Origin of the sequence: Phenylobacterium sp. (genome assembly GCF_036821595.1) — a bacterium.
In the GTDB taxonomy this organism is placed as follows: domain Bacteria; phylum Pseudomonadota; class Alphaproteobacteria; order Caulobacterales; family Caulobacteraceae; genus Phenylobacterium.
The window spans coordinates 1-24,545 of the sequence record NZ_DAISJG010000012.1 but is presented as its reverse complement, the minus strand read 5'-3'; the positions used below and the strand labels follow the sequence as shown (position 1 = coordinate 24,545).

Here is a 24,545-nt window from a genome sequence, read left to right as displayed (position 1 = left end):
TGAGTGGGGCCATGCCCGCCGCGGCCGAACCTTCCAGCCGACTGCTCGCCGAGAGCCTGCTCGCCTTCTGGGCCGACGCGGGGGTCGACGCCATGCTGCTCGAGGAGGCGATCGATCGCATCGAGGCGGGCAGGTTCGTACCCCCGCCGCCGCCCGCGCGCGCCGCCGCCACCGTCTCGCCGATCCGCCCGGCCGCGCAGGGCCAGCCCGACATCTCCGCCGCTGTGGCCCAGGCCCAGGCGCTTGCTGCCGGGGCCGAGACACTCGACCAACTCGCCGAGGCCATCGCCGGCTTCGAGGGGTGCCCGCTCCGGTTCGAGGGCGCGACCCGCGCAGTCTTCTACCGCGGCCGGGCCGACGCTCCGCTGATGGTGATCGGCGAGGGCCCCGGCGCCGACGAGGACCGGCAGGGCGCGCCCTTCGTCGGCCGCGCCGGGCAACTGCTGGACAGGATGCTGGCGGCGGCGGGCCTGACCGATCGCGTGTTCATCACCAACACGGTGTTCTGGCGCCCGCCGGGCAACCGCACGCCCACCCCCGCCGAGCAGATGATCTGCGCGCCCTTCGTGGAGCGGGCGATCGCGCTGGTGAAGCCGAAGATGCTGCTGCTGGTGGGCGGTGCTTCGGCCAAGTCGATGCTGAAGCGGGAGGAAGGCATCCTCTCGCTACGCGGCCGCTGGTTCGAGTGGCGCTCGGCGGACTCCGCCCTGGAGCTGCCGGCCATGCCGACGCTGCACCCCGCCTTCCTCCTGCGCCAGCCGGGGGCCAAGAAGCGGGCGTGGACGGACCTGCTCACCCTCACCGAGCGCCTGGACCGGCCGCATCGGCCCGACTGAGCCGCCTGCCCGCCAAATAGCCAAGCTTTCCGCGGACTTGCCTGCGGCGATCGAGCGCGGCCCGATCACGGATCCGTGCATGCCGCGCTGGCTTGATCGCGGTCAAAGCGCTGCCTAACACTGCGACTCCGTTCGAGAAAAAGGGGGCGCCGCGTAACCTCCCGTTAGAGGGGCCCGCGGCAGTAGGGTGGGCATGACGCTCGTAAAGCGCCTATGCGTCGGGGTTTCCGCCCTCGCGTGCGCCGCCTCTGTCGCTTCGATGGCCGCCGCGGCGAGCCTGCAGCCGCTCACGTCCGAAGACGCGCGGGCCTATGCGCTGGCCTTCGAGGCCGTCGACCGCGGGGACTTCATCGACGCGCAGATGAAGTCGCTGGAGATCAAGGACCAGTCCCTGCTTGGCTATGTGTCCTTCCGCCAGTTGATGCATCCCTCGGCCCACAAGGCGAACTACGAAGAACTGACCGGCTGGCTGGCCCGGTTCCGCGACCTGCCGCTGGCCGAGCGCATCTTCTCGCTGGCCTCCAAGCGCAAACCAGCCGACGCCCTGGACCCGCCGGAGCCCGAGCTCTCGGCCGAGGACATGGCCCGCCTGCCGCCGGCCGACCGGGGCTGGCAGGCGCGCTACGCCTTCTACACCGGCGACGTGCAGAAGGCCGCGCAGCTCGCCCCCGCGGTGGGCGAGCGCTGGGTCGCCGGCCTCTCGGCCTGGCGGCTGAACGACTACGCCCAAGCCAAGGGCTGGTTCACCGAACTGGCGGACGACCCGGCCGAGGATCCGTGGCTCCGCGCCGCCGGCGCCTTCTGGGCCGCCCGCGCCGCCGGCATGCTGGGCGAGGCCGCCGAGGCGACCCGCTACCTGCGCCTCGCCGCCCAGAGCGCCGACACCTTCTACGGCAAGATCGCCGCCCGGCAGCTCGAGCTGCAGCCGGCGGTCGCCGACACGGGCCTGCTTGTCCGCGCGTCCTGGCGTTCCCCGGCCCCGGCTCCGAGCCGCCACGCGCCGCCCGTCATGGCTCCGGCCCCCGCCGCGGGGCCTGACGCCGAGCTGGTCCGCTTCACCTCCGAATGGCCGCGCGCCCACCGCGCCGCCGCCCTCGTGCAGATCGGCCGCTGGGACGAGGCCCGCCAGGAACTCCGCGCCGGCCTGGGCTTCGCCGGCAACGACCGCGAGCGCGAGAACTGGGGCCGGCTGATCGCCGCCCTGGACGCCGCCGCCCCGCCCAAGCCGAAGACCGTGCGGCGGCCGCCGAGCGTGTGGGAATATCCGACACCGGAACTGGCCCCGAAGGCCGGCTTCACCGTCGACAAGGCGCTGGTCTACGCCATCGCCTACCAGGAGAGCCGCTTCAATCCGCAGGCGGTGAGCCACGCCGGCGCCATCGGCCTGATGCAGCTCCTGCCCGAGAGCGCGGCCCGCGCCACCGGCGACGACAAGCTGAAGCGCGAGCCGCGGCGGCTCTTCGACCCGGCCACGAACCTCCGCGCCGGCCAGGACTACCTGACCTTCCTGATGGAGCGCAGCACCGACTACGACATCCTGCGCACGGTCGCGGCCTACAACGGCGGCCCGGGCGCGGTGTCGAGGGCCGTGGAGCGCTGCTCGGCCTCCGATCCGCTGCTGCTCATCGAGTGCCTCCCGGCCGAGGAGACCCGCGACTACGTGGAGAAGGTCATGACCGCCTACTGGAGCTACAAGAAGCTCTGGGGCCAGGAGACCCGGACCCTCGACGCCCTGGCCGGCGGCGCCCGGCTGATCGACGCGCGGCTCGACCTAATCCAGTCGACGGGCCCCGGGACCGAGCTTTCCGCGCAGACCCTTCAGATCGGGCTCGACTAGGGTCGCCGCCTCCGCCCTGGCGACGATCACGCCGTAGGGCCTCCGGGCGAACAGCCCGGGCGGCTTCTCTCCCGAAAGCACCGCCTCGCGCCCGCCGTCGCGCAGGTGGTCCCCAAGCCGCTCCACCCAGCCGTTCCGGAAGCGGATCGCCACCGGCAGCACCAGCAGCAGATCGGACCTGGCCCGGGCGACGGCCTGCCCCAGGTCGCCCACCAGCTCGGCGCCGGTGTCCTCGCAGAGCGCGTCCATCTGGTCGGCGACCAGCTCGGTCCACGCCGGACCTGCCACCAGCACCTCGCGCACCAGCCCCTCCACGGCGGCGGGCGTCAGCACCGCCAGCAGCCCCGCCAACCGGTCCTCGGCCGTCCCCGCATCGATGATCACCGACAGCATGGCCGCAGGAGCACGGGTCCGGGCGCGGAGGTCAATGAGTTCTTGTTTTGTTCCTCTCGCCTGCTAGATTCAGCGGGTGACCACCTTCACCCAGCAGATCCGCGGCCGCGGCGCGCGCTCCAACGCTTCCGGCCGCTACGAGAGCCAGGCGCGGGAGGCGTTCGACGACGGCTGGACGCCGGACGAGCCGGACCCGAAGGCCTTCACCACCACGGTGGAGGCCGAACGCGCGCGGGTGATCGTCACCCGCAACGACAGCCCGGACGTCGGCTTCTCGGCCTCGATCAATCCGTACCGGGGGTGCGAACACGGCTGCATCTACTGCTACGCACGGCCGGCGCACGCCTACATGGGCCTCTCCCCCGGGCTCGATTTCGAGCAGAAGCTGTTCTTCAAGCCGGAGGCCGCGCGGCTGCTCGAGGCGGAGCTGTCGAAGCCCCGCTACGCGCCCGAGGTGATCCACATCGGCGGCAACACCGATCCCTACCAGCCGCAGGAGCGGCGGCTGCGCATCACCCGCGGCGCGATCGAGGTGCTGGCCCGCTTCAGCCACCCGTTCTCCGTGATCTCCAAATCGGCCCTGGTCCTGCGCGACCTGGACCTGATCGCGCCGATGGCGCAGCGGAATCTGGCGCGGGTGGCGATCTCCATCACCACCCTGGACCGCCGACTGGCCCGGTCCATGGAGCCGCGCGCCGCCACGCCCGAAAAGCGGCTCGAGGCCGTGCGGCGGCTGGCCGACGCCGGGGTGCCGGTGATCGTGATGGCGGCGCCGATGATTCCCGGCCTCAACGACCACGAGCTGGAGGCGATCCTCGAGCGCTCCGCCGCCGCCGGCGCCCGCGGCGCGGGCTATGTGGCGCTGCGCCTGCCGATGGAGATCAAGGACCTGTTCCGCGAGTGGCTGGAGACCGACCACCCCGACCGCGCCGGCAGGGTCATGTCGCTAGTGCGCCAGATGCGCGGCGGCAAGGACTATGACAGCCAGTGGGGGAAGCGGATGCGCGGCGAGGGCCCGATCGCCGACCTGCTGTCGAAGCGCTTCGCCGCGGCGAAGAAGCGCTACGGTCTCGATTTCCGCTTCGACGGCATGGACCTCGGCCAGTTCCGGGTTCCCGCGAGGCCGGGAGACCAGATCGACCTGTTCGGGGCCTAGGCCGCCCTCGCCAGGGCGTCGCGGGCCTCGGCGGTGATCTCGAAGGAGCGGACGCGGGCGGCGTGGTCGTAGATCTGGGCGGTGACGATGATCTCGTCGGGGCGGTGGCGGCGCACGAAATCGTCGAGTCCGGCCCGTACGGTCTCGGGGCTGCCGACCACGGCCTTGGCGAGTGCGCCCATCTGGGTGGAATCGACGCCCACCTTCGCGAACCGCGCCTCTATGTCGTCGACCGGCGGCGGCAGCGGCGCGGGCTGGCCGTAACGCAGGTTGAGGAACGCCTGCTGCAGCGACGTGAAGAGCCGCCGGGCGGCCTCGTCCGTCTCGGCGGCGACCACGTTCAGGCCCAGCATGACGTGCGGCTTGTCGAGGTATTCCGACGGTTCGAACCGCTGGCGATAGATGGCGATCGCCTCCTCCATCTGCTGGGGCGCGAAGTGCGAGGCGAAGGCGTAGGGCAGGCCCAGCGCCGCGGCGAGCTGGGCGCCGAACAGGCTGGAGCCCAGGACCCAGACCGGCACGTTCAGGCCCGCGCCGGGCACCGCGCGGACGAGCTGGTTCGGCTGGGCCTCGCGGAAGTAGGCCATCAGCTCGACCACGTCCTGCGGGAAGCGGTCCACGTCGCCGGCGAGCGTGCGGCGCAGCGCCCGGGCGGTGACCTGGTCAGTGCCCGGCGCGCGGCCGACGCCCAGGTCGATGCGGCCGGGAAACAGGCTCTCCAGCGTCCCGAACTGCTCGGCGATCACCAGCGGCGCATGGTTGGGCAGCATGATCCCGCCGGCCCCCACGCGGATGGTCGAGGTGCCGGCCGCCACGTGGCCGATGACCACGGCGGTGGCGGCGCTGGCCACGCCGGGCATGTTGTGATGCTCGGCCAGCCAGAAGCGCCGGTAGCCCAGCCGCTCGGCGTGGCGCGCGAGGTCCAGGCTGTTGCGGAACGACTGGGCGGCGTCGGAGCCTTCCAGGATGGGCGAGAGGTCGAGGACGGAGAGCGGAACCATCCCCGCAATATGGGGCCGCTCAGCGCGAGAACACCCCCACCAATTCTATGTGCGGGGACCAGAGGAACTGGTCGACCGGCAGGACGCGCTCCAGCCGGAAGCCGGCGTCCACCAGGGTGCGGGCGTCGCGGGCGAAGGTGGCGGGGTTGCACGAGACGCCGATCACCCTGGCGACGCCGGAGCGGGCCAGCTCGGCGGCCTGTTCGGCGGCGCCGGCGCGGGGCGGGTCGAACACGGCCACGTCGGTCTTCTTCAGCTCCTCGGCGAGCATCGGGCGGCGGACCAGGTCGCGGGCCTCGGCGGTGATCCCGTGCAGCCCGGGCGCGGATGCGAGCGCCCCGGTGAGCGCCTGGATGGCCTCGGGCGCGAAGTCCGCGGCGTGGACCTGGGCGATCCCGGCCAGCCGGAAGGTGAAGGTGCCCACCCCGCAGTAGAGGTCGGCGATCCGCGAGGCGCCTGCCGCGGCTGCCGCCACGAAGTCGCCCATGGCGGTCTCCGCTCCGAGGGTCGCCTGCAGAAACGCCCCCGCCGGAAGGGCGACGGTCACGTCGCCCAGGCGCACCTGCGGCATGCGGGCGAGATAGGCGACCTCCCCGGCCAGGGTGACTCGGGCGAAGTCGGCCTCGGCGGCGCGTTCGGCGACCTGCATCCGCGCGTCGGCCGACAGCCCGCCGCTCTTCGCCTCCACGCCGGTGATGTCGACGTCGATGCCGGTGGCGGTGAGCGTGCAGTGCAGGGTCGGCGCGGACTTCGGGTGCTCGAACAGCGGTGCGGCGAGCCGCTTCAGCGCAGGTATCGCCTCCTGCAGGCGAGGCTCGGAGATCGGGCAGACCGCGACGTCGACCAGATCCCACGACTTCCGCGCCTTGTAGCCGGCGCGGGCCGCGTCGCGGGCGCCCCGCCGGGCGTGCAGGGCGAAGCGGCGGCGCGTCCCGGGCCCGGCGGCGTAGGCCGGCAGGAACTCGGCCTCGAGGCGCTGGCGGGCCAGCGTGCCCCGCAGCCGTTCCACCTTCCAGGCGAGGTACGGCGCGTGCGCCCAGTGCTGCAGGGCGCAGCCACCGCAGACACCGAAGTGCGGACACGGCGGCTCGACCCGGTCGGCGCCCGCGGCCAGCACCTCGACGAGGTCGCGCCGTTCGCCGCGGCCCCTGGCCAGCACCCGCTCGCCGGGCAGGGTGAAGGGCACATAGACGCCGCCCGCGGCGACGCCGTCCCCCTCCCCGCCCATGGCCTCGATCAGGAGCTCGACGGGCGGGCCGGAGGGCGCCGGGGGCTTGGGTCTGGGACGTCGCATGGGGCCTCTTAGCAGGCCTGCGCCTGACAGAGATGAACGAAGATGAACGGCTCGCTCAACGTCCGTTCAGCTTGCGGGCCCGATAACCTGGGCTGAAGCGGCCGAGGGGCCTGCTGCGAAGGATTCGAGAGAGGGGATTTCATGTCGAAGCGTTCCACCATCGGCAGGAGCGCGCTGGTCGCGGTGGCCGGCGTCATGGCGCTGAGCGCCGGCGCGGCCAACGCCCAGCCCTACGGCCAGTACGGCGACTACGGTTCGGGCGGCGGCTACGACCCGTGCAAGCGCGAGCAGACCGGCCGCGGGGTGGTCGGCGCCCTGCTGGGCGGCGCGATCGGCGCGGCCGTGGGCGCCAATGCGGCGGCCCGCAACAACCGCCAGGACGGCGCCCTGCTGGGCGGCGGCGTGGGCGCCATCGCCGGCGCCATGGTGGGCAACAAGAGCGCGGCCTGCACCGGCGGCGCCGTGCCCTACGCTCCGCAGACCAGCTACTACGGCGGCTCCAGCCAGTACGGCTATGCGCCGAGCTACGGCTATGCCCCGAGCTACGGGAGCCGCCGCGGCTACGTCGAACGCGACTACTACGGCGACAACCGCGGCTATAGCGGCGCCTACGACGACCGCTCGTGGGCCTACGGCCGACGGGGCGAACGCTACCGCATCGCCCAGGGCTACGGCGCCGACGGCTCGGGCTGCACCCTGGCCGAGAGCCCGGTCTACATGCCGGACGGCCGCACCCAGACCCGCATGGTCCGGGTCTGCATGGACAGCCGCGGCCGCTACCAGGTCGTCGACTAAGCGTTTCTTCCGAAGAGCATCTGACCTTGGCCGTCCGCTACCCGCGGGCGGCCATTTTCTTTTGCGCCCAGAGCAGGAACTCGCGGTTGCCGTCGCCGCCGGAGATCGGGCTGTCGGCAGTGGCTCGAACGGTCCAGCCCGCGACGTCCAGGAACCTCGTCACGCCGGCCAGGGCGTCGGCCTGCGCCGCCTCGTCCTTTACGAGGCCGCCCTTCCCCACCCGCTCGGGACCGACCTCGAACTGCGGCTTCACGAGCGCCACGAGATCGGCGCCCGGGCGGGCCAGGGCGAGCGCCGCCGGAAGGGCCTTGGCGAGGCCGATGAAGCTGACGTCGGTGACGATCAGGTCGACGGCGTCCGGGATCAGGGCGGGCGTAACGGCGCGGGCGTCGGTGGCTTCCAAACTCACAACCCGCGAATCCGCCGCCAGCTTGGGATGCAGCTGGCCGCGCCCGACATCGACGGCGTAGACACGCGCGGCGCCCCGGCTGAGGCAGACCTCGGTAAAGCCGCCGGTTGAGGCCCCCACGTCCACCACGACCCGCCCTGCCACCTCGACCGGCCAGAGCGCCAGGGCGCCGGCCAGCTTGAGCGCTCCCCGGCCGACCCATGGGTGGGCCGGTGTCGCGGAGATGGCGGCGGCCTCGTCCAGCAGGTCGGCGGCCTTCTCCACAGGACGCCCGTCGGCGGTGACGCCGCCCGCCTCGATGGCGGCGCGGGCCTTGGCGCGGCTCTCGAAGAGGCCGCGCTCCACCAGGAGGACGTCGGCGCGCTTCCTCAGGCGTCGGCCTTCTCGTCCTCGAACAGCTTCTTCAGCTCATTCTTGAGGATCTTGCCGTTCGGGTTGCGCGGCAGGGTCTCGTGCCAGAACTTCACAGCCACCGGCACCTTGAAGGCGGCCAGCCGCTCAGCGACGTGGGCGCGCAGCTCGTCTTCGCTCGCCTCCGCGCCGGGCTTCAGGGTGACCACCGCTGCGGGTTCCTCGCCCAGGGTCCGGTGCGGCACGCCGACGATGGCGGCGTCCATCACGGCGGGGTGGTCGTAGAGGACGTTCTCCACCTCGACGCAGTAGATGTTCTCGCCTCCGCGGATCAGCATGTCCTTGGCGCGGTCGATGATGAAGCAGAAGCCCTCCTCGTCCATGCGGGCGAGGTCACCGGTGCGCACCCAGCCGTCGACGAAGGTCTGGGCGGTGGCTTCGGGCTTGTTCCAGTAGCCGCGGGCGTTCATCGGGCCCTTCGACCACAGCTCGCCCACCTGGCCGGGCGGCAGGACGGTCTTGCCGTCCTCCACGTCGCGGATCTGGATCTCGGCGACGGCGGCGGCGACGCCGCAGCTGTCCGGACGGTTGGCGTAGTCCTCGGCGCCGTTGGAGGTGACCGTGGCGCAGGTCTCGGTCATGCCCCAGCCTTGGCCGGACTGCGACTTCGGGAAGGCCTCCTTGATGCGCCGGACCAGTTCGGGCGCCGAGGGCGCACCGCCGTAGGAGACGGCTTCAAGGGAGGATAGGTCGTAGTTCGCCCGGGCGGGGTGCTCGATGAGCTGCCAGGCGATGGTCGGCACGCCGCCGGCCGACATGATCTTCTCGCGCTCGATCAGCTCGAAGGCGCGGATCACGTCCCACTTGTACATCATCACGAGCTTGGCCCCGCCGAACAGCGAGGGGTTCAGCACGGCGAAACAGCCGGTCACGTGGAAGAAGGGCACGCTGATCAGCGAGGAGCGCTGCGGCGCTTCCGGATCGGGCATCGGCGGCATCTCGCCCCGGCGCAGGAAGCTGCGGGCGCCCGCCGCTGCGGCAGTCAGGATGTTGGTGTTCACCGCCCGCTGGGTGGCCAGCGCGCCCTTCGGCCTGCCGGTGGTGCCGGAGGTGTAGAAGATGGTGGCGTCGTCGTCGGGACCGATCTCCGCCGGCGGCAGCGGCTGGTCGGGCAGCTTCGCCCAGTCGTTGGCGCCGCCCAGCACCGACTCCAGCTTGGTGACATAGGGGTGGGCGATCTCCTCGATCTCGCGGCTGACGTAGACGCGGACGAGGTCGGGACAGTTGGCGAAATGCTCGGTGAGCCGCTGGTAGCGCTCGGCGTCCATGACCGCGACCTTGGTCCCGGAATCGGTGAGCCCGTATTCCAGCTCAGGGCCCGTCCACCAGGCGTTCAGCGGGGTGATGATCGCCCCCAGGGAAGCCGCCGCGTAGAAGGCCACCACCCATTCCGGCAGGTTGCGCATGATGACGGCGACCCGGTCGCCCTTGCCGACGCCCTGCGCCTGCAGCTCGCGGGCGAAGGCCGAGACGGCGCGGTAGAAGGCCTCGAAGGTGACGCGTTCGTCCTCATAGACCAGGAACACCTTCTCACCGTGCGCGCGGGACGCCTCCACGACGGCGCGGAGCGACGGCGGCAGGTGCTTCCAGACCTTGTAGGACACCCCGTGGATGACCTTCTCCTCGGTCTCCAGCGGCGTGCCGGGCTGGGTCATCAGCGCATGGGCCTGCTGGATCGACATGGCGGGCCAGCCGGGCGGCAACGCGGCCTCGGACATCGTTTCACTCCTGCGCTCGCGCGGGATCTCGACGGCCCGCGTCCTCATGGGTGAACAAGCATAACCCAGGGCCGGAGGCAAACGGGTGTTTGAAGGCCCCCGTCGCATTGACGCCCCAGGCTGCGCCATGTACCTGCGAGTTATTCGCAGAAGCATTTGCAGAGTTTCGATGCCTCCCCTGTCCCGCCGTCTTCCCGCCCTTCTCCTGGCCGGCGTCAGCCTGCTCGCCACCGGCGCGATCGCCGCCGAGTCTGACGCCGAAGCTCCGCGCGACCTGGAAGAGCTGGTGGTGACCGCCGACGCCGGCTTCGGCGCCCAGGCGGTGCAGGCCGGATCGTTCCGCAACGCGCGGGTGATCGACACCCCGCTGACCGTCACCGTCATTTCGCGCGAGGTGATCGAGGCGCAGGCCGCCCGTGGGCTCTACGACGCACTCCGCAACACCGGCGGCGTCACTCGCTCGCAGCTTTCCGGCGGCACCTATGACAACATCGCCATCCGCGGGATCCTGGTGGAAAACCGCGGCAACTACCGCCTGAACGGCGCCCTCCCCGTCATCAACCTCGTCGAGCAGCCGCTTGAGAACAAGGCGCGCGTCGAGGTCCTGAAGGGGGCGTCGGCCCTCTACTACGGCTTCGTCCCGCCCTCCGGCGTCATCAACATGACCACCGAGCGGCCGCTGGACGAGGCCTTCAACGAGGTCACGATCAGGGGCGACAGCCATGGCGGCCTCATCGGCGCTCTGGACGTCAGCCGCCGGTTCGCCGAAGGCCGGATCGGGGTGCGCACCAACCTGGCCTACGGCGAGGTGGAGCCCGGCATCGACCGCGTCCAGGGCGAACGCGCCCTGGCCACCCTGGCCGTCGACGTCGCTCCCACCGACCGCCTCAGCGTCCAGGTGGACTACGAGTACATCGAGAAGGACATCTCGGAATCGCCGGCCATCGCCCTGCTGCCCGCTGTCGGCGGCGTGGTCCGCCTGCCGGATGTGCCAGACCCCAGCCTGAACCTCGGCGACACGTGGCAGCGCTACGACGCCTTCGCCCAGAACGTCATGGTCCGCGCCAACTACCGGATCTCATCCCGCTGGGCCGCGAAGCTCGAGGTGGGCGAGGCCGTCACCGAACGCGACCGGTTCTACGCGCAGTTCCAGAACTACAGTCTCACCACCGGCGACGGCCAGTTGCAGGTGTCCCTGACCCAGGACCAGCGCTTCACCAACCGCAACGCCCGCGCCGAGATCACCGGCCTCGTCGACACCGGCCCGATCACGCACGAGCTCACCCTGGGCTGGACCGCCAACGAGCGCCGCTCGCGCGGTTTCGGCGCGCCGAACCAGCTGACGCCGCAGAACCTGTTCAATCCGCGCCGGCTGCCGCAGCTGAACTTCCCCACCCGGACGGTTCTGGCCCGCACCAGCATCACCGACGAGGGCCTCTATGTCTTCGACCGGATGGCGTGGGGCCCGCTGCAGGTGCTGGGCGGCCTCCGCCGCTCCGACTACGAGAGCGTGACCACGCCTCCGACCGGGCGGATCACGACCTACAGGGTGGAGGAGACGACGCCCCTGGCCGCGGTGATCTACAAGCCCGTCGACTGGATCAGCCTCTACGCGACCTATCTGGAGGGCCTGGAGGAAGGCGGCACCGCACCCCAGACCGCCGTCAACGCCTTCGAGGTCCTGCCGCCGGCCAAGTCCGACCAGTGGGAGGTGGGCGCCAAGGCGGAGATCGGCCGCAGCGTCGTGGCCTCGGTCGCCTACTTCGAGATCACTCGGCCCAACGCCTTCACCAACCCCGAGCGCCGCTTCGTGCTGGACGGCGAGGTGGAGTACCGCGGGGTGGAAGCGATGGCCTCGGGCGAGCTCACCGAGAACCTGTCGCTGATCGCCTCGGCCCTGTGGCTCGACGCCGAGCAGACCCGCGGGACCGCCGCGATCGTCGGCAAGCGCCCGGAGAACACCGCCGAGTGGACCGCCAGCCTGTTCGCCGAATGGCGGACGCCCTGGATCGAGGGGCTGCGCCTCAGCGGCGGGCTCTTCTACACAGGCGACCGGGCGGTGAACCCTCAGAACCAGGCCTTCATCGACGGCTATGTACTGGCGGAGGTCGGCGCCCGTCTCAGCCGCGAGATCGCCGGCGGCGAGACCACCTTCCAGGTCAACGTCGAGAATGTGGCGGACAAGAAGTACTGGAACACAGCCGGCAACGGGCTGCTGGGCGTGGGCGCCCCGCGCACCGTCAAGTTCCGGGTGACGCGGGCCTTCTGATGCTCGGCGTGCTGCGCAAGCTCCACGCCTGGACGGGCCTTGCGCTCTGCCTGCTGCTGATCCCGCTGGCGCTGTCCGGCGCGAGCCTGGTGTTCAAGCCGCAATGGCTGCGGGCGACGGTTCCCCATGCGGGCGAGGCTACGCATGTCACGCCGGCCGAGGCCGCCCTGACGATGGCGGCGGCGCAGGCGGCCTTCCCGGACATGACCTCGGTGATCTTCGCCGGCCCGGCCATCGGCGTGCACGAGGTGCTACGCAAGGACGGCGGGGGCTATCTGGCGGCCGGGTCCGGAGACGTCGTCCAGAGGTGGACGAAGAACGGCCGGGTCGTGGACTGGCTGTTCGACCTGCACCACCACCTGCTGTCCGGCGAGACCGGGACCAAGGTCGGGGGGGCCGTGGGGCTGCTCACCGCGGCCATGATCCTCACCGGCCTGGCAGTCTGGGTCCCGGCCTGGCGCAGCTTCGCCTGGCGGGTGAAGCCGGGAAAAAAGGGGCGCGCCGGCTGGCTGGCCGCCCACCGCGACCTTGGCCTCATCAGCGCCCCGGTGGCGCTCGTCATCGTCATCACCGGTTCGGCCGTGGCCCTGGACGACGTGGCCGCAGCCGTCATGGGTTTCGAGCGCGCCAAGCCGCCGGCCACCGCGGGCGTGGGCGAGGTGGACTGGCTCAGGGCTTTCGCGGCGGCCCAGGCGCGCTTCCCAGGGTCCGAGATCCGCATCGCCGCCCTGCCCCGGCGGGGCAAGCCCGCCGTGATCCGGGTGCGCCAGCCGGACGAGTGGCACGCCAACGGCCGGACAACCCTCTGGGTCGACCCGGCGACGAGCCAGATCATGGCGGTCGACGACGCCCTGGCCCAGGCTCCGGCCGCGCAGTTCTACAACGCGTTCTGGCCCGTCCACGCGTCCAAGGTCGGCGGCCTGGCCTGGAAGGTCGTGACCTTGTTCGCCGGCCTGGCGCTGGCGGCCCTCTCCCTCTACGGCGCGGAGTCCTACCGCCGGAAACTGTTCCCCGGCCGGTAGAGGTTGCCCCAAGGGAAACCGCGCTCGTGTTAGGCTGCCCGAAGGTCAAGTTGGACAGCTTACGGGAGCCGCCTCATGCGACGCGTCCTCGTTCTCGCCCTTGCTACCGCCCTAGGCACAGCGGCCGCCGCGCTGGCCGCACCGGAGCCCGGCCCGCCCTCAGCCACCGCCGCGGCCAGCATCCCGCCGCCAGGCTGGAAACCGCCCCGCAACGCCTTCGGCCAGCCGGACCTCGCCGGCTACTGGAGCAACGCCACCCTCACCCCGCTGACCCGTAACCGCCGACTCTCGGACAAGGCGACGCTCACCGCCCAGGAGGCGCAGGCGTTCGAGAAGATGTGGGCCGCCGCGCTCGCAGAGTCCGACGCGCCCAGCGATCCGAACGAGACCACCGAGGCCGTGCAGGCCAGGTTCAGCGATTCCAAGCTGCTGGAGATCCGGCCCGACTTCGCGGCCGCGGGCGGCGACGTGGGCGGGTACAACACCTTCTGGATCGATCCCGGCGCCCACCTCGTGGAGGTGAACGGCGAGTACCGCACCTCCATCCTGACCACCGCCAACGGCCAGCCGCCGCCGCGGAGGAAGGGCGCATCCGCGGCGGCCGGATCCGGCCAGTACCGGGACGTCTACGACAGCTACGAGAACCGCTCGCTCGGCGAGCGCTGCATCATCGGGTTCGGGCGAAACGCCGGCCCGCCGATGCTGCCGAACGGCTACTACAACAACAACTACCAGATCCTACAGACGGCCGACGCCGTGGTGATCGAGGTGGAGATGATCCACGACGCCCGGGTCATCCGGCTGAACGGGACCCACCGCACCGACGACGTCCGGCCGTGGATGGGCGATTCGATCGGCCGCTACGAGGGGAACACCCTTGTGGTCGAAACTACCCACATCCCCGAGGCGCAGAGCTTCATGGGGTCGTGGAAGAACCTGAAGGTGACCGAGTGGTTCACCCGGGTCTCGCCCAGCCGGATTCTCTACCGCTTCCAGGTGGAAGACCCGGAGACCTGGGACGCCCCCTGGGGCGGCGAGTACACCTTCGCGCCCCTGAGCGGCCGCGTCTACGAATACGCCTGCCACGAGGGCAACTACGCCCTGCCCGGCATCCTGGCCGGCGCCCGCCACCAGGAAAAGGAAGCGGCGGCCGCCAAGGCCGACACCGCCCCCCCGAAGGCCAGGCGCGGCGCCGACTAGGCGACCGCGGTCAGCCTCGACAGCGCGCCTTCCAGCTTGGCCTTGGCCGTCTCGGCCTCGGCCAGGCGCTCGCGGTTCTCCTCGACCACCTCCTCCGGCGCGCGGGCGACGAAGTCGGGGTTGCCGAGCTTCTTCGCCGTCTTCTCGATGTCGGCGGCGAGGCTCGCCACCTCCTTGGAGAGTCGCGCGCGCTCGGCGGCCAGGTCGATGAACTCGGCCACCGGCAGGGCCAGCGTCGCCCCGTCCACAACGTAGGGGATCGCCCCCGCGGGCGCGGCGTCCACGAAGCGGACCTCCTCGACGCGCAGCAGGCGCGCGATCAGCGGCGCGCTCTCGGACAGCACCTTCTTCTGGGCCTCGCTCGCCTCGACCACCAGCAGCGGCGGACGGGCGGACGGCGGCACGTTCAGCTCCGAGCGCACCGACCGGCCCTCGGAGATGCTCTCGATGATGAGCTCGATCTCGGCGTCGGCGCGGGCGTCGACCAGGGTGTCCGGCAGCTCCGGCCAGGGCGCGGTCATCAGGAAGCCTTTGTGGGCGCGCGGGGCGCCGAGGTCGGCCGTCTGGCCCCACAGTTCCTCGGTGAGGAAGGGCATCACCGGGTGGAGCAGGAGCATGATCTGGTCCAGCGCCCAGGCGGCGGTCGCCTGGGTCTCGGCCTTGGCCGCCTCGTCCTCGCCGGTGAGGATCGGCTTGGCGAGCTCGACGTACCAGTCGCAGAACTGCCGCCAGATGAACTTGTAGAGGGCGTCCGCCGCCTGGTCGAAGCCGCAGTCGGCCAGGGCGTCGGTGACCACCTTCGCGGTCCGCTGGGTCTCGCCGACGATCCAGCGGTTCAGGACGCCCTTCACCTGACCGGGGTCGAAGCCCTCGGCGCGGGCGCAGCCGTTCATCTGGGCGAAGCGCGTGGCGTTCCACAGCTTGGTGCCGAAGTTGCGGTAGCCCTCGATGCGCTGGCGCGAGAGCTTGATGTCGCGCGCGGCCCCCGACATGGCGGTCAGGGTGAAGCGCAGGGCGTCGGCGCCGAAGTCGTCCACCAGCTCCAGGGGGTCCAGGACATTGCCCTTGGACTTGGACATCTTCGCGCCGGAGGCGTCGCGGACGAGCGCGTTGATGAACACCCGCCTGAACGGGACCTCGCCCATGAAGTGCAGGCCCTGCATCATCATCCGGGCGACCCAGAAGAAGATGATGTCGAAACCGGTGATCAGGGTGTGGGTCGGGTAGAAGCGCCGCAGGTCGTCGGTCTTCTCCGGCCAGCCGAGCGTCGAGAACGGCCAGAGCGCGGACGAGAACCAGGTGTCGAGGACGTCCTCGTCCTGCTTCAGCGGCTCATCGCGCCCGTAGAGCTCACGGGCCTGGCGCTTCGCCTCGTCCTCGGTCTCGGCGACGAAGACCTTCCCGTCCGGACCGAACCAGGCGGGGATGCGGTGGCCCCACCACAGCTGGCGCGAGATGCACCACGGCTGGATGTTCCGCATCCACTCGAAGTAGGTCTTCTCCCAGTGCTTCGGCACGAAGACGGTGCGGTCGGTCTCCACCGCCTTGATCGCGTCGCGGGCCAGGACCTCGGCGTTCACGTACCACTGGTCCGTCAGGTAGGGCTCGACGACAACGCCGGAGCGGTCGCCGTGCGGGACCATGTGGCGGGTCTTCTCGATGCCGCGGAGAAGGTCCAGCGCCTCGAACTGCTCGACCACCTTCTTGCGGGCGGCGAAGCGGTCCAGGCCGCGGTACTCGACGGGCGCGTTGTCGTTGATCTTCGCGAAGTCGTCGAAGACGTTGATCATCGGCAGGTTGTTGCGCTTGCCGACCATGAAGTCGTTGAAGTCGTGGGCCGGGGTGATCTTCACCGCGCCGGAGCCCTTCTCCGGGTCGGCGTATTCGTCGGCGATGATCGGCACGGGCCGGCCCACGATCGGCAGGCGCACGCACTTGCCGATCAGGTGCCTATAGCGCTCGTCACTCGGGTGCACGGCGACGGCGGTGTCGCCCAGCATGGTCTCCGGCCGGGTCGTGGCCACGACGATCTCGCCCGAGCCGTCCTCCAGCGGATAGGCGAAGTGCCAGTAGTGGCCGTCGACCTCGCGCTGTTCGACCTCGAGGTCGGAGATCGCCGTCTGGAAGTGCGGGTCCCAGTTCACCAGCCGCTTGTCGCGGTAGATGAGCTTCTCCTTGTACAGGGTGACGAACACCTTGCGCACGGCGGCGCTCAGGCCCTCGTCGAGGGTGAAGCGCTCGCGCGACCAGTCGCAGGAGGCGCCGAGGCGCCTGAGCTGGTTGACGATGGTCCCGCCGGATTCGGCCTTCCATTCCCAGACCTTGGCGACGAAGGCGTCGCGGCCCAGGTCGCGGCGGCCCTGGTTGCCCTGCTGCGCCAGCTGGCGCTCGACCACCATCTGGGTGGCGATGCCGGCGTGGTCGGTGCCGGGCAGCCACAGCGCCGCCTTGCCCCGCATCCGCTCGAAGCGGATCAGCACGTCCTGCAGGGTGTTGTTCAGCGCGTGCCCGATGTGCAGCGAGCCGGTGACGTTCGGCGGCGGGATGACGATGGAGAACGGCTCGGCGGCCGGGTCGTCCGTGGGCGCAAAGCCGCCCGAGGCCTCCCAGGCGGCGTAGAGGCGCGGTTCGACGGTCTTGGGATCGAAGGTTTTTTCGAGCATGGAGCGGTTTCTAGCTGGCGCGGTCCAATACAATTCCGCTCATCCCCGCGAAAGCGGGGACCCAGGCTTTTTCCGTTTTCAGCAGAGGGCTGACCGCGGCCTGCGAGCTTCCCGGGCTCACTAGCACAAAAACAGCTGGGTCCCCGCTCTCGCGGGGATGAGCGGTGGAAAGCCTACCGTACCCGGCCGCGGGCGATGCGCTCGACCTCGGCCTCGACCGCCTGCTGGACGATGGCCGGCAGGTGGTCGTCCAGCCACTGCTGCAGCAGCGGGCGCAGCAGCTCGCGGACCACGTCCTCGAGGGTCCGGCCGTCGGCCGGCATGGCAATGGTCTGGGTGAGGCGGTCGAAGGCGGACGCGGCGGCCGTGGCGGCGCGCTCGCTGACCAGAGGCGCGACCTCTGCGGCGGCGACGGGCTCGGGCGCCGGTTCCGGCGGCGGGGCCGCGGACGGGGTGTAGACGTCGAGGTCGCCGTGGGTCTCGACCTTGTCGGTGAGCTCCAGGGGCTCGTCGTCCGCCTCGACCGGCTCGGGCTCGGGGGCGGCGGCGACGGGTTCCGGCTCGGGCATGGGCTCGGGCTCGGGAGGCGGCGCGGCTTCCGCCACGGGTTCCGGCTCGGCTTCGACGGGCGTCGGCGGCTCGTCGCCGTGCGGCGGCGTGTCCTTGGCCTCGGCGGCCGGAGCCTCGTCCTCGGAGATGATCCGGCGGATGGAGGCCAGGATCTCCTCCATGGTCGGTTCTTGCGAAGTCTGCTCGGACATGGGCTTGAGACCGCCGGTGAGAGTGAGAATCCCTAGGCGCTAGCCTAAGCGCCCCCGACCGTTCGCGCAATTTGCGGGGCGCGACGAATTCGCCCGACGCGCGAAACAGCCTAGCGGGGCGGCGGGGCCGCGTCCTGGACCGGCGGCGGCTGCAGGCCCGGCGGGATCGGCGCCTCCACGGGCTTGTCCTTCGGCTGCGGGATCGGCGGCACGGCGACCGTCCGGTCGATGATCGAGATCGGCTCCTCCCAGGGCACCCAGCCCCAGGTGATGCGCAGCTTCCGGTAGTTCGCCTTGGCGTCGTACTGCGGTTCCGTCGGGATCAGGTTGCGGGCCTCGAGCCGGCCCATGGCCGAGAGCACGGAGGCTGCGGCCACGTACTCGTCGCGGCGGGCGCTGACCTGCGAGAGCTCGGCGTTGCGCAGTTCCTGCTCGGCGTTCAGCACGTCGAGGGTGGTGCGCAGGCCGACCTGCTGCTCCTGGCGGGTGCCCTCGGCAGCGATCCGGGCGGCGCGCACCTGCTCGGCGGTGGAGCCAATGTTGGCCCGCGCGGCGATCAGCTGGTTCCAGGACTGGGTGACCTGCTGCAGCACCGTGCGACGCTGGGTCTCGATGTTGATCCGGTCGGCGTTGTTGCGCTCGATGGACTGGCGGATGCGCGAGGTGGTGAGGCCGCCGTTGAACAGCGGCACCGTCACGGTCGCGCGCGCCGTGAACTCACGCGAGTAGAGGTCCCGGTCGAACGGCTCGGCGGGGCCGCCGAAGGTCAGGCCGCTGTTCACCGACACCGTCGGCATGCGCTCGGCGCGAGCGCCGGCGACACGGGCCCGGCTCGCCTGTTCGGCGAACTGCTGGGCGCGGAGCTGCGGGTTGTAGGACTCGGCGACGGTGAAGGCTTCGTCCACCGTCGGGGGAAGCAGGAAGGCGAGCGACGGCTCCGGCTCCAGGGTCCCCGGATTGCGGCCCACGGCGGCGGCGTAGTTGGAGCGGCTGTTGCCGAGCTGGGCCTCGGCCACCTGCAGCTGCGACTGGGCCGCGGCGAGGCGCGCCTGCGACTGGGCGACGTCGGTGCGGGTGATCTCGCCGACCTCGAAGCGCGCGTCGGACTCCTCCAGCTGCCGCTGCAGGACGGAGACGTTCTCCTGCCGGATCCGCAGGGCCTCCTGGTCGCGGCGGACGTCGGCGTAGGCCTGGACCACCTGGCCGATCACCTGCGATTCTATCCGGCGCAGGTTCTCGCGGCCGGCCAGGATGTCGGACTGCACGGCGGAGACCGCGGAGGCCACGCGGCCGCCGGTCCAGATCGGCTGTGAGAAGGACAGGCCTGCGGCGGCGGAGTTGGACTCGGAGAAGGTCGTCGTGCCGGGGCGCTGGGTATCGGGAACGCCGTCGCCGTTGGTGTCGACCATCAGCGCCATCCGCGGCGTGCGGGTCTCGCTGTAGTTGGCGGAGCCGGTCAGGCTGAGCGTCGGCCGCCAGCCGGAACGCGCCTGCACATAGGTCTCGTCGAGCGCGCGCTGGGTGGCGCGCTGCGCCTGCAGCGTGGGGTTCGACTCGTAGGCCATGGCGATGGCGTCGGCGAGGGTCTCGGCCGCGGCGGGCGCGGCGATCGCGCCGGCGGCCCCCACGCTGAAGATCGCGGCGAGGAGGCGGCCGCGAAGGCTCTTCGACATTCGATATCCCCGATATTTAGGCGAGAGAGACTGTAGCCCCTATACGCAACCCCTAGGGCCAAGACCAACCAGGCGTCACCTTAAGCTTTTTTCACTCCGAGGTTTCGTCGGTGTTGCTGCGGCGCCTAGAAGGCGAAACCGTGTTGCGCCTCGAAGCCTGCCAGGACCGGCGGCGTAGCGTCGAAAAGCTCGCGCCGGCCCACGCCGTCCTCGGCCATCAGATACAGGCAGGCCTTGCCCACAGGCCCGTCCCGTTCGACGACCGCCAGCCGGCCGCCCTGCTCCAAGGCCGAGAGCCAGGCCTGGGGGGCGCGCGCCACCGCGCCCTCGCAGACGATCAGGTCGTACCGCTCGCCGCCGAGCGCCGTCAGGTCCTCGCCGTCCAGCCGGGTGACGGAGACGCCCATCGCCTCGATCACGGCGCCCGCGTAGAGCGCGGCGATCGCCAGGGCGCGTTCGCCGGGCATCGGGCGCAGGGCCTGCAGGAGCTTGGCGACGTCCCGGGGTTTCAGGAGGAAGCGGCCCGGAGCGTACTCCACCTCGGTGTCGGCATAGGCGAGGTATGCGCGCCCCTCGGGCACGAACCGTTCCCGCGGCAGGGCCCGCATGGCGTCGTGGATGCGCACGTCGGTGACGTCTTGGGTGCGCACCTGGCTTTCCACCATGTTCAGGCGGGCGGCGGCGAGGTCGGCCATCAGGTCCTCTGGAAGCAAGGGAACGACGCGGGCTTATAGGTCCGCGTCGCGCGCCAACGCAATGCGGCCCGCTGACAGACGTTGCCGGGCGCCGGCCGTTCTGTTAGCGAGGCGCCCTCCGGTTGGCCTGATGGCGGAGTGGTGACGCAGCGGACTGCAAATCCGTGCACCCGGGTTCGATTCCCGGTCAGGCCTCCAACCTCCCACTGATCCAAGGTGCGTTTGCGCCCTCGCCGCGTTGAGGCGGTATGCGGGTTCCCTATCTCCAGGCGCGGCTGAGCGAGGCCGTCGAGGCTCTGGCCGCCCATGACGGAGACCTGCGTGATGCGCTCTATGCCGCGCACCTCCGTCTGCACACCCTGCTGCCGGAGCACTTTCCCCCCGGCCCCCTGCGGGAGGACTTCGCCCGCCTGCACGGGGCCCTGACCAAGCGCCGCCCGAGCGATCCGCAGGAGGCGAGCGTTCTCGACGTGATCGGAGCCCTGTCCGCAGCGGACGCCGAGGATATCCGACGCCAGATCATCGACCTGCAGGCAAGGGCGGCCCGCCTGTCGCCGGAGACGCCGCCACCCGAGGGGCCGGAGCCCGCGCCCATGCGCCTCGCCGGACCGGTCGCCCGAGCCTTCCCGGCGGAGGAGGCGCCGGTGCTCGTGGTGTTCGGCAGCACCGAAGGCCACACCGAGCGCCTGGCGGGCGCGGCCGCCGACCGGCTGCGAACGCACGGCCACGCGGTGACCCTGGTGCATGCCGCCCAGGCGGGGCGCACGCTGGATCCGGCCGGCCTGGCGGGCGTGCTGGTGGCCGCCTCCGTCCACTGGGGACGATACCAGGCGTCGGTCACCGCCTTCGCCCGCGCCAACCATGCGGTGCTGAACGCCCTGCCCTCCGCCTTCCTGTCGACGTCCCTTTCCGCCGCCGGGGTCGAGCAGCCGGACCACGTGGGGCTCGATGATTTCGTCCAGACCTTCCAGACCGAGACGCTCTGGACGCCGCGGCTCGTCCACCACGCCGGCGGCGCGATCCGCCCGAGCAGCTACGACTATTTCAAGCGGCTGGCCGTGACGCTGATCGCCCGCTCGCGCGGCGACGCAGTGGCCGACCGCGGCCACTACGACCTTACCGACTACGCCGCCCTGGACGGCTTCCTCGACACCTTCCGGGCCACGGTCCAGGCTGGGACCGAGGGGCGGCCCTTCGCCTGGTAAAGGCGCCCCTCGCCGGACCTCAGTCGATCAGCTGCTGGTGAAGGTAGGTGTATTCCAGCGCCTGCCGCATCGCCCGCTCGTTCAGGTTGGCGGCCGCGGCGTGCCCGCCGTCGATGTTCTCGTAATAGAGGTAGTCATAGCCGTACTCCTTGAGCCGAGCGCCCGCCTTGCGGGCGTGGGCCGGATGCACCCGGTCGTCCTTGGTGGAGGTCTCCAGGAACACCCGCGGGTACTTCTGCCCCGGCTTCAGGTTCTGGTACGGCGAATAGCTCTCGATCACCGTCCGCTCGGCCGGCACGGCCGGATCGCCGTACTCGCCCACCCAGGAGGCGCCGGCGCCGATGTGGGTGTAGCCGATCATGTCGAACAGCGGCACCTGGATGACCACGGCGTTGTAGAGCTCCGGCCGCTTGGTCAGGGCCACGCCCATCAGCAGGCCGCCGTTCGAGCCGCCCATGATGCCCAGGCGGCGCGGACTGGTGATCCTGCGCCGGATCAGGTCCTCGGAGACCGCGAAGAAATCCTCGTAGACCCGCATACGGTTGAGCTTCAGCCCGGCGTTGTGCCAGCGGGGCCCGAACTCGCCGCCGCCGCGGATGTTGGCCACCACATAGACGCCGCCCTTCTCCAGCCAGAGCTTGCCGACGGTCGACGCGTAGCCGGGGGTCTGGCTGACCAGGAACCCGCCGTAGGCGTAGAGCAGCGTCGGGGCGGAGCCGTCGAACTTCAGGTCCTTCGGCCGCACCACGAAGTACGGAACCTTCGTGCCGTCCTTCGATGTGGCCCAGTGCTGCTCGACCATGTGCTTCGAGGCGTCGAACCGCGCGGGTGCGGTCTTCAGCACGGCGGTCTCGGCGGTCGAGGCGTCCGCGAGGAACTGCTGCGACGGGGTCAGGTAGCTGGTCGCATAGACGATCATCCGGTCGTCGTTCTCGGTCGCGGAGCCGATGGAGATCGAGGAGTCCTTCGGCAGGTCGAGCTTCGTCGACGCCCAGCCGTCGCCCTTCGGCGCGAAGCTGAGGATCTGGCCCTTCACGTTGTCGTAGAGCGCCACGACCAGCCGGTTGCGGGTGGTCGCCACCTGCTCGATCGCCTGGGTCTCAGTGGGGCGCAGCACCAGCCGGCCGGCGAGCCGGGCGGGATCGGCCTTCACCGCCGCTAGGTCGAAGTCGAGGAGGTCGCCTTCCCTGAAGCCCCTGGCCGCCCAGTCCTGTTCGAGCGTCACCAGCAGCCGGCCGGCCACATAACCCTGGACGCTGGCCTTGGTGGGCAGGTCGAGCTTCTTCGGCCCGGCGTCGGTGACCAGGTAGTGCTCGGCGTTGAAGGTGTCGAGCGGGCGGTGCGCCAGGATCGCCTGCACCTTGCCGTCCGGGTCGCGCAGCACGATCGGCGAGACGCCGTAGCCGCCGTCCCTGGCCTCCCCACGGAACACCTCGGTCGCCGCCGAAAGCGGCTGGCCGCGCTTCACCAGCTTCAGGACGTAGGGGTAGCCCGAGGTGGTGACCTGGCCCTTCTCCCATTCGGTGGCGACCACCAGGGTATCGCGGTCCACCCAGCTGTAGCGGTGCTTGCCCTCCGGCAGTCGTAACCCGCCGTCGACGAACTTGCCGGTGGAGGTGTCGAACTCACGGACGATGTCGGCGTCCTTGCCGCCGTCCGACAGGGCCACCAGGCAGAGGCGATCCTCCGGCGGCAGGCAGTTCGCGCCATGCCACACCCAGTTGGCGCTCTCGGCCTTCGCCAGGGCGTCGACGTCGAGCACAGTGCGCCACTGGGGCGCGCCCGCGCGGTAGGTCTCCAGGGTGGTCGTGCGCCAGATGCCGCGCACGTGCTCGCGGTCCTGCCAGTAGTCGTAGAGTTGGCCGTCCCCGGCGAAGTAGACGCCCGGGATGCGGTCCGTCGCCGTGGCGATCTTCAGCGCGTCCTCATAGAGGGCCGGGTAGCGCGGGTCGTTCTGCAGCTGGGGCAGACTGCGGGCGTTCTCCGCCCTGGCCCACTCCAGGGCTCTGGCGCCCTCGATCTCCTCCATCCACGCGTAGGGATCGTCGTTCGGGGCGGCGCCCATCAGAAATACTCCGGCCAACATGGTCGCTAGGAAGCGCGCTTTCATCTCAGGAACCCCGACGTGCACTGGGCGCCGATAGAGCGCGAAGCCGCGGTCGGGCTCAAGAGGCAAGGCGTCGCAAAGCGACCGTGGCGGGCCCTCAGCCGCGCCGGTCGCGCCAGATCTCCAGCGCCAGCCTCGGGCGGAGCAGGAAAAGCCCGGCCCAGACGGCGAGCGCCAGGACCCGGCGGACGCGGCGGCGGGGGCGGATCTCCAGCTCGTAGAGCGCGGCGTAATCGGCGACGACGGTCATGGGCTTGCTCCTCTTGACGAGGAGGAACAGCTAGGCCGCCGGTGCGTCAGTTCCGGACGTATGGGCGCGGCGGGCGAGTTCGATCTGCTCGACCAGGATGTCCCGCAGCCGCTGCGGCGCCAGCACCTGGACCTGGTCGCCCCAGGTGAAGAGGTGCCAGGCCAGTTCGCGCATGCCGCTGGCCCTGAAGCGGACGAGGACCGAGCCGTCCGGCTGGGGCTCCAGCACCTGGTCGGAGTGGAAGCGCCAGCGCATCGCCCCCTCCGCGGACGCCGGCAGGATGCGCAGCACCACGTCCTCCGTGTCGTCCTGATAGATGCCGAAGCTCTCGTCAGCGTAGTCCTGCAGGGAGAAGTCCGGGTCGCGGCGCGCCGGCCGGCCGGTCACCTCCACGTCGCGCAGCCGGTCGAGCCGCCAGTTGCGCGGGGTCCCCTCGCCTTCCGCCGCCACCAGGTAGTTGGCGCGGCCGAACAGCACCCCGTAGGGTGTCACTTCCCGCACCCGGCCGGGCGTGGAGCCGCCCTCGTAGCGGAAGCGCAGGGGCGAGAGGCCCTTCAGGGCGTCGCGGACGGTGGCCAGCACCGCCTCGTCCTCGAACGGCCGCGGTCCGGCCTGGACGGCGATGGTCTCGGCCTGCAACAGGGCTTCCAGGTCCGGCGCCAACCGGCGGCGGGCGGCGGCGCGGGTGGCCGACAGCACCTTCTGCTCCAGGGACTTCAGCGCCGCGGCGCGGCCGTGGGCGCCCTGCAGGGCCCAGGCTTCCGCGGCGGCGTTGAGCGCCGCCAGCTCCTCGGCGGTCGGCGCCTGGAAGAGGCCGTCCAGCCCGCTGGGGATCCGGAAGCGGCGGGTG

Annotated in this window: 20 protein-coding genes and 1 tRNA gene; 9 read left to right on the top strand and 12 right to left on the bottom strand. The window is 71.1% G+C overall.

The features are described from left to right. Positions 1-11 precede the first annotated feature (11 nt). Together V7Z97_RS08420 and V7Z97_RS08415 are read left to right on the top strand one after the other, a co-directional pair. Positions 12-836 (top strand): uracil-DNA glycosylase, encoded by an 825-nt coding sequence (locus V7Z97_RS08420; RefSeq protein WP_334162740.1) that lies wholly within the window; start codon positions 12-14, stop codon positions 834-836. Between the two features lie 259 nt (positions 837-1,095). Beyond that, positions 1,096-2,673: a lytic transglycosylase domain-containing protein gene (locus tag V7Z97_RS08415; protein ID WP_334162739.1), complete on the top strand. Its 1,578-nt coding sequence runs from the start codon at positions 1,096-1,098 to the stop codon at positions 2,671-2,673. On the opposite strand, the gene V7Z97_RS08410 is transcribed toward V7Z97_RS08415, so the two are convergent. Next, positions 2,608-3,066, bottom strand: a complete 459-nt coding sequence (locus V7Z97_RS08410; RefSeq protein WP_334162738.1) for a cell wall biosynthesis glycosyltransferase — start codon at positions 3,064-3,066, stop codon at positions 2,608-2,610. The two genes, V7Z97_RS08415 and V7Z97_RS08410, sit on opposite strands and share 66 nt — an antisense overlap. A 76-nt stretch (positions 3,067-3,142) precedes the next feature. Here V7Z97_RS08410 and V7Z97_RS08405 point away from each other — a divergent pair, with 76 nt between their 5' ends. Then, the gene (locus V7Z97_RS08405) at positions 3,143-4,222 is read left to right on the top strand and encodes a PA0069 family radical SAM protein (protein ID WP_334162737.1); all 1,080 of its coding nucleotides are present in this window, start codon (positions 3,143-3,145) and stop codon (positions 4,220-4,222) included. On the opposite strand, the gene V7Z97_RS08400 is transcribed toward V7Z97_RS08405, so the two are convergent. Together V7Z97_RS08400 and V7Z97_RS08395 are read right to left on the bottom strand one after the other, a co-directional pair. After that, entirely contained in the window at positions 4,219-5,223 is a 1,005-nt protein-coding gene (locus tag V7Z97_RS08400; RefSeq protein WP_334162736.1) for an LLM class flavin-dependent oxidoreductase, read from the bottom strand. The genes V7Z97_RS08405 and V7Z97_RS08400 overlap by 4 nt on opposite strands. A gap of 19 nt (positions 5,224-5,242) precedes the next feature. After that, on the bottom strand, positions 5,243-6,517 hold the full coding sequence (locus tag V7Z97_RS08395; RefSeq protein WP_334162735.1) for a class I SAM-dependent RNA methyltransferase: 1,275 nt from the start codon (positions 6,515-6,517) through the stop codon (positions 5,243-5,245). A gap of 141 nt (positions 6,518-6,658) precedes the next feature. Here V7Z97_RS08395 and V7Z97_RS08390 point away from each other — a divergent pair, with 141 nt between their 5' ends. After that, positions 6,659-7,312 carry a glycine zipper domain-containing protein gene (locus V7Z97_RS08390; RefSeq protein WP_334162734.1) on the top strand — a complete coding sequence of 218 codons (654 nt, stop codon included), beginning with the start codon at positions 6,659-6,661 and terminating at the stop codon, positions 7,310-7,312. A gap of 37 nt (positions 7,313-7,349) precedes the next feature. Here the strand turns inward: V7Z97_RS08390 and V7Z97_RS08385 are convergent, their stop codons facing one another. Then, the gene (locus V7Z97_RS08385; protein ID WP_334162833.1) at positions 7,350-8,093 is read right to left on the bottom strand and encodes a TlyA family RNA methyltransferase; all 744 of its coding nucleotides are present in this window, start codon (positions 8,091-8,093) and stop codon (positions 7,350-7,352) included. Further along, a complete protein-coding gene (locus V7Z97_RS08380) occupies positions 8,090-9,850 on the bottom strand; it encodes a class I adenylate-forming enzyme family protein (protein WP_334162733.1) in 1,761 nt (586 codons plus the stop codon). Before V7Z97_RS08380 ends, V7Z97_RS08385 begins: the two co-directional genes overlap by 4 nt. A 169-nt stretch (positions 9,851-10,019) precedes the next feature. Here V7Z97_RS08380 and V7Z97_RS08375 point away from each other — a divergent pair, with 169 nt between their 5' ends. From V7Z97_RS08375 to V7Z97_RS08365, 3 genes are all read left to right on the top strand, one after another. Beyond that, complete coding sequence (locus V7Z97_RS08375; RefSeq protein WP_334162731.1) at positions 10,020-12,119, top strand: TonB-dependent siderophore receptor; 2,100 nt, start codon at positions 10,020-10,022, stop codon at positions 12,117-12,119. Further along, complete coding sequence (locus tag V7Z97_RS08370; protein WP_334162730.1) at positions 12,119-13,141, top strand: PepSY-associated TM helix domain-containing protein; 1,023 nt, start codon at positions 12,119-12,121, stop codon at positions 13,139-13,141. Before V7Z97_RS08375 ends, V7Z97_RS08370 begins: the two co-directional genes overlap by 1 nt. A 75-nt stretch (positions 13,142-13,216) precedes the next feature. Then, on the top strand, positions 13,217-14,341 hold the full coding sequence (locus tag V7Z97_RS08365) for a hypothetical protein (RefSeq protein ID WP_334162728.1): 1,125 nt from the start codon (positions 13,217-13,219) through the stop codon (positions 14,339-14,341). Here the strand turns inward: V7Z97_RS08365 and V7Z97_RS08360 are convergent. From V7Z97_RS08360 to V7Z97_RS08345, 4 genes are all read right to left on the bottom strand, one after another. Further along, positions 14,338-17,004 (bottom strand): valine--tRNA ligase, encoded by a 2,667-nt coding sequence (locus V7Z97_RS08360; RefSeq protein WP_334162727.1) that lies wholly within the window; start codon positions 17,002-17,004, stop codon positions 14,338-14,340. The genes V7Z97_RS08365 and V7Z97_RS08360 overlap by 4 nt on opposite strands. Before the next feature lie 173 nt (positions 17,005-17,177). Further along, positions 17,178-17,765, bottom strand: coding sequence for a DUF2497 domain-containing protein (locus V7Z97_RS08355; RefSeq protein ID WP_334162725.1), 588 nt, complete (start codon positions 17,763-17,765; stop codon positions 17,178-17,180). A gap of 110 nt (positions 17,766-17,875) precedes the next feature. After that, positions 17,876-19,438: a TolC family outer membrane protein gene (locus tag V7Z97_RS08350; RefSeq protein ID WP_334162724.1), complete on the bottom strand. Its 1,563-nt coding sequence runs from the start codon at positions 19,436-19,438 to the stop codon at positions 17,876-17,878. A 125-nt stretch (positions 19,439-19,563) separates the two neighbouring features. Then, positions 19,564-20,136 carry a protein-L-isoaspartate O-methyltransferase family protein gene (locus tag V7Z97_RS08345; protein ID WP_334162831.1) on the bottom strand — a complete coding sequence of 191 codons (573 nt, stop codon included), beginning with the start codon at positions 20,134-20,136 and terminating at the stop codon, positions 19,564-19,566. 121 nt (positions 20,137-20,257) lie between these two features. Here V7Z97_RS08345 and V7Z97_RS08340 point away from each other — a divergent pair. After that, a tRNA-Cys gene (locus V7Z97_RS08340) sits at positions 20,258-20,331 on the top strand. 50 nt (positions 20,332-20,381) lie between these two features. Next, the gene (locus V7Z97_RS08335; protein ID WP_334162722.1) at positions 20,382-21,338 is read left to right on the top strand and encodes a flavodoxin domain-containing protein; all 957 of its coding nucleotides are present in this window, start codon (positions 20,382-20,384) and stop codon (positions 21,336-21,338) included. Between the two features lie 19 nt (positions 21,339-21,357). On the opposite strand, the gene V7Z97_RS08330 is transcribed toward V7Z97_RS08335, so the two are convergent. The 3 genes from V7Z97_RS08330 to V7Z97_RS08320 all read right to left on the bottom strand — a co-directional run. Further along, positions 21,358-23,403 carry a prolyl oligopeptidase family serine peptidase gene (locus V7Z97_RS08330; protein WP_334162720.1) on the bottom strand — a complete coding sequence of 682 codons (2,046 nt, stop codon included), beginning with the start codon at positions 23,401-23,403 and terminating at the stop codon, positions 21,358-21,360. Positions 23,404-23,542: 139 nt separating this feature from the next. Continuing rightward, positions 23,543-23,695, bottom strand: a complete 153-nt coding sequence (locus tag V7Z97_RS08325) for a hypothetical protein (RefSeq protein WP_334162718.1) — start codon at positions 23,693-23,695, stop codon at positions 23,543-23,545. Between the two features lie 30 nt (positions 23,696-23,725). Continuing rightward, the coding region (locus tag V7Z97_RS08320) for a WYL domain-containing protein (RefSeq protein ID WP_334162716.1) at positions 23,726-24,545 on the bottom strand (820 nt) is incomplete at its 5' end.

Bases quoted from the DNA above. Each gene is read 5' to 3' on its own strand.
- V7Z97_RS08420 (WP_334162740.1), top strand. From the start codon at position 12: ATGCCCGCCGCGGCCGAACCTTCCAGCCGACTGCTCGCCGAGAGCCTG.
- V7Z97_RS08415 (WP_334162739.1), top strand. From the start codon at position 1,096: ATGGCCGCCGCGGCGAGCCTGCAGCCGCTCACGTCCGAAGACGCGCGG.
- V7Z97_RS08410 (WP_334162738.1), bottom strand. From the start codon at position 3,066: ATGCTGTCGGTGATCATCGATGCGGGGACGGCCGAGGACCGGTTGGCG.
- V7Z97_RS08400 (WP_334162736.1), bottom strand. From the start codon at position 5,223: ATGGTTCCGCTCTCCGTCCTCGACCTCTCGCCCATCCTGGAAGGCTCC.
- V7Z97_RS08395 (WP_334162735.1), bottom strand. From the start codon at position 6,517: ATGCGACGTCCCAGACCCAAGCCCCCGGCGCCCTCCGGCCCGCCCGTC.
- V7Z97_RS08390 (WP_334162734.1), top strand. From the start codon at position 6,659: ATGTCGAAGCGTTCCACCATCGGCAGGAGCGCGCTGGTCGCGGTGGCC.
- V7Z97_RS08380 (WP_334162733.1), bottom strand. From the start codon at position 9,850: ATGTCCGAGGCCGCGTTGCCGCCCGGCTGGCCCGCCATGTCGATCCAG.
- V7Z97_RS08375 (WP_334162731.1), top strand. From the start codon at position 10,020: ATGCCTCCCCTGTCCCGCCGTCTTCCCGCCCTTCTCCTGGCCGGCGTC.
- V7Z97_RS08370 (WP_334162730.1), top strand. From the start codon at position 12,119: ATGCTCGGCGTGCTGCGCAAGCTCCACGCCTGGACGGGCCTTGCGCTC.
- V7Z97_RS08365 (WP_334162728.1), top strand. From the start codon at position 13,217: ATGCGACGCGTCCTCGTTCTCGCCCTTGCTACCGCCCTAGGCACAGCG.
- V7Z97_RS08360 (WP_334162727.1), bottom strand. From the start codon at position 17,004: ATGCTCGAAAAAACCTTCGATCCCAAGACCGTCGAACCGCGCCTCTAC.
- V7Z97_RS08355 (WP_334162725.1), bottom strand. From the start codon at position 17,765: ATGTCCGAGCAGACTTCGCAAGAACCGACCATGGAGGAGATCCTGGCC.
- V7Z97_RS08350 (WP_334162724.1), bottom strand. From the start codon at position 19,438: ATGTCGAAGAGCCTTCGCGGCCGCCTCCTCGCCGCGATCTTCAGCGTG.
- V7Z97_RS08335 (WP_334162722.1), top strand. From the start codon at position 20,382: ATGCGGGTTCCCTATCTCCAGGCGCGGCTGAGCGAGGCCGTCGAGGCT.
- V7Z97_RS08330 (WP_334162720.1), bottom strand. From the start codon at position 23,403: ATGGGCGCCGCCCCGAACGACGATCCCTACGCGTGGATGGAGGAGATC.
- V7Z97_RS08325 (WP_334162718.1), bottom strand. From the start codon at position 23,695: ATGACCGTCGTCGCCGATTACGCCGCGCTCTACGAGCTGGAGATCCGC.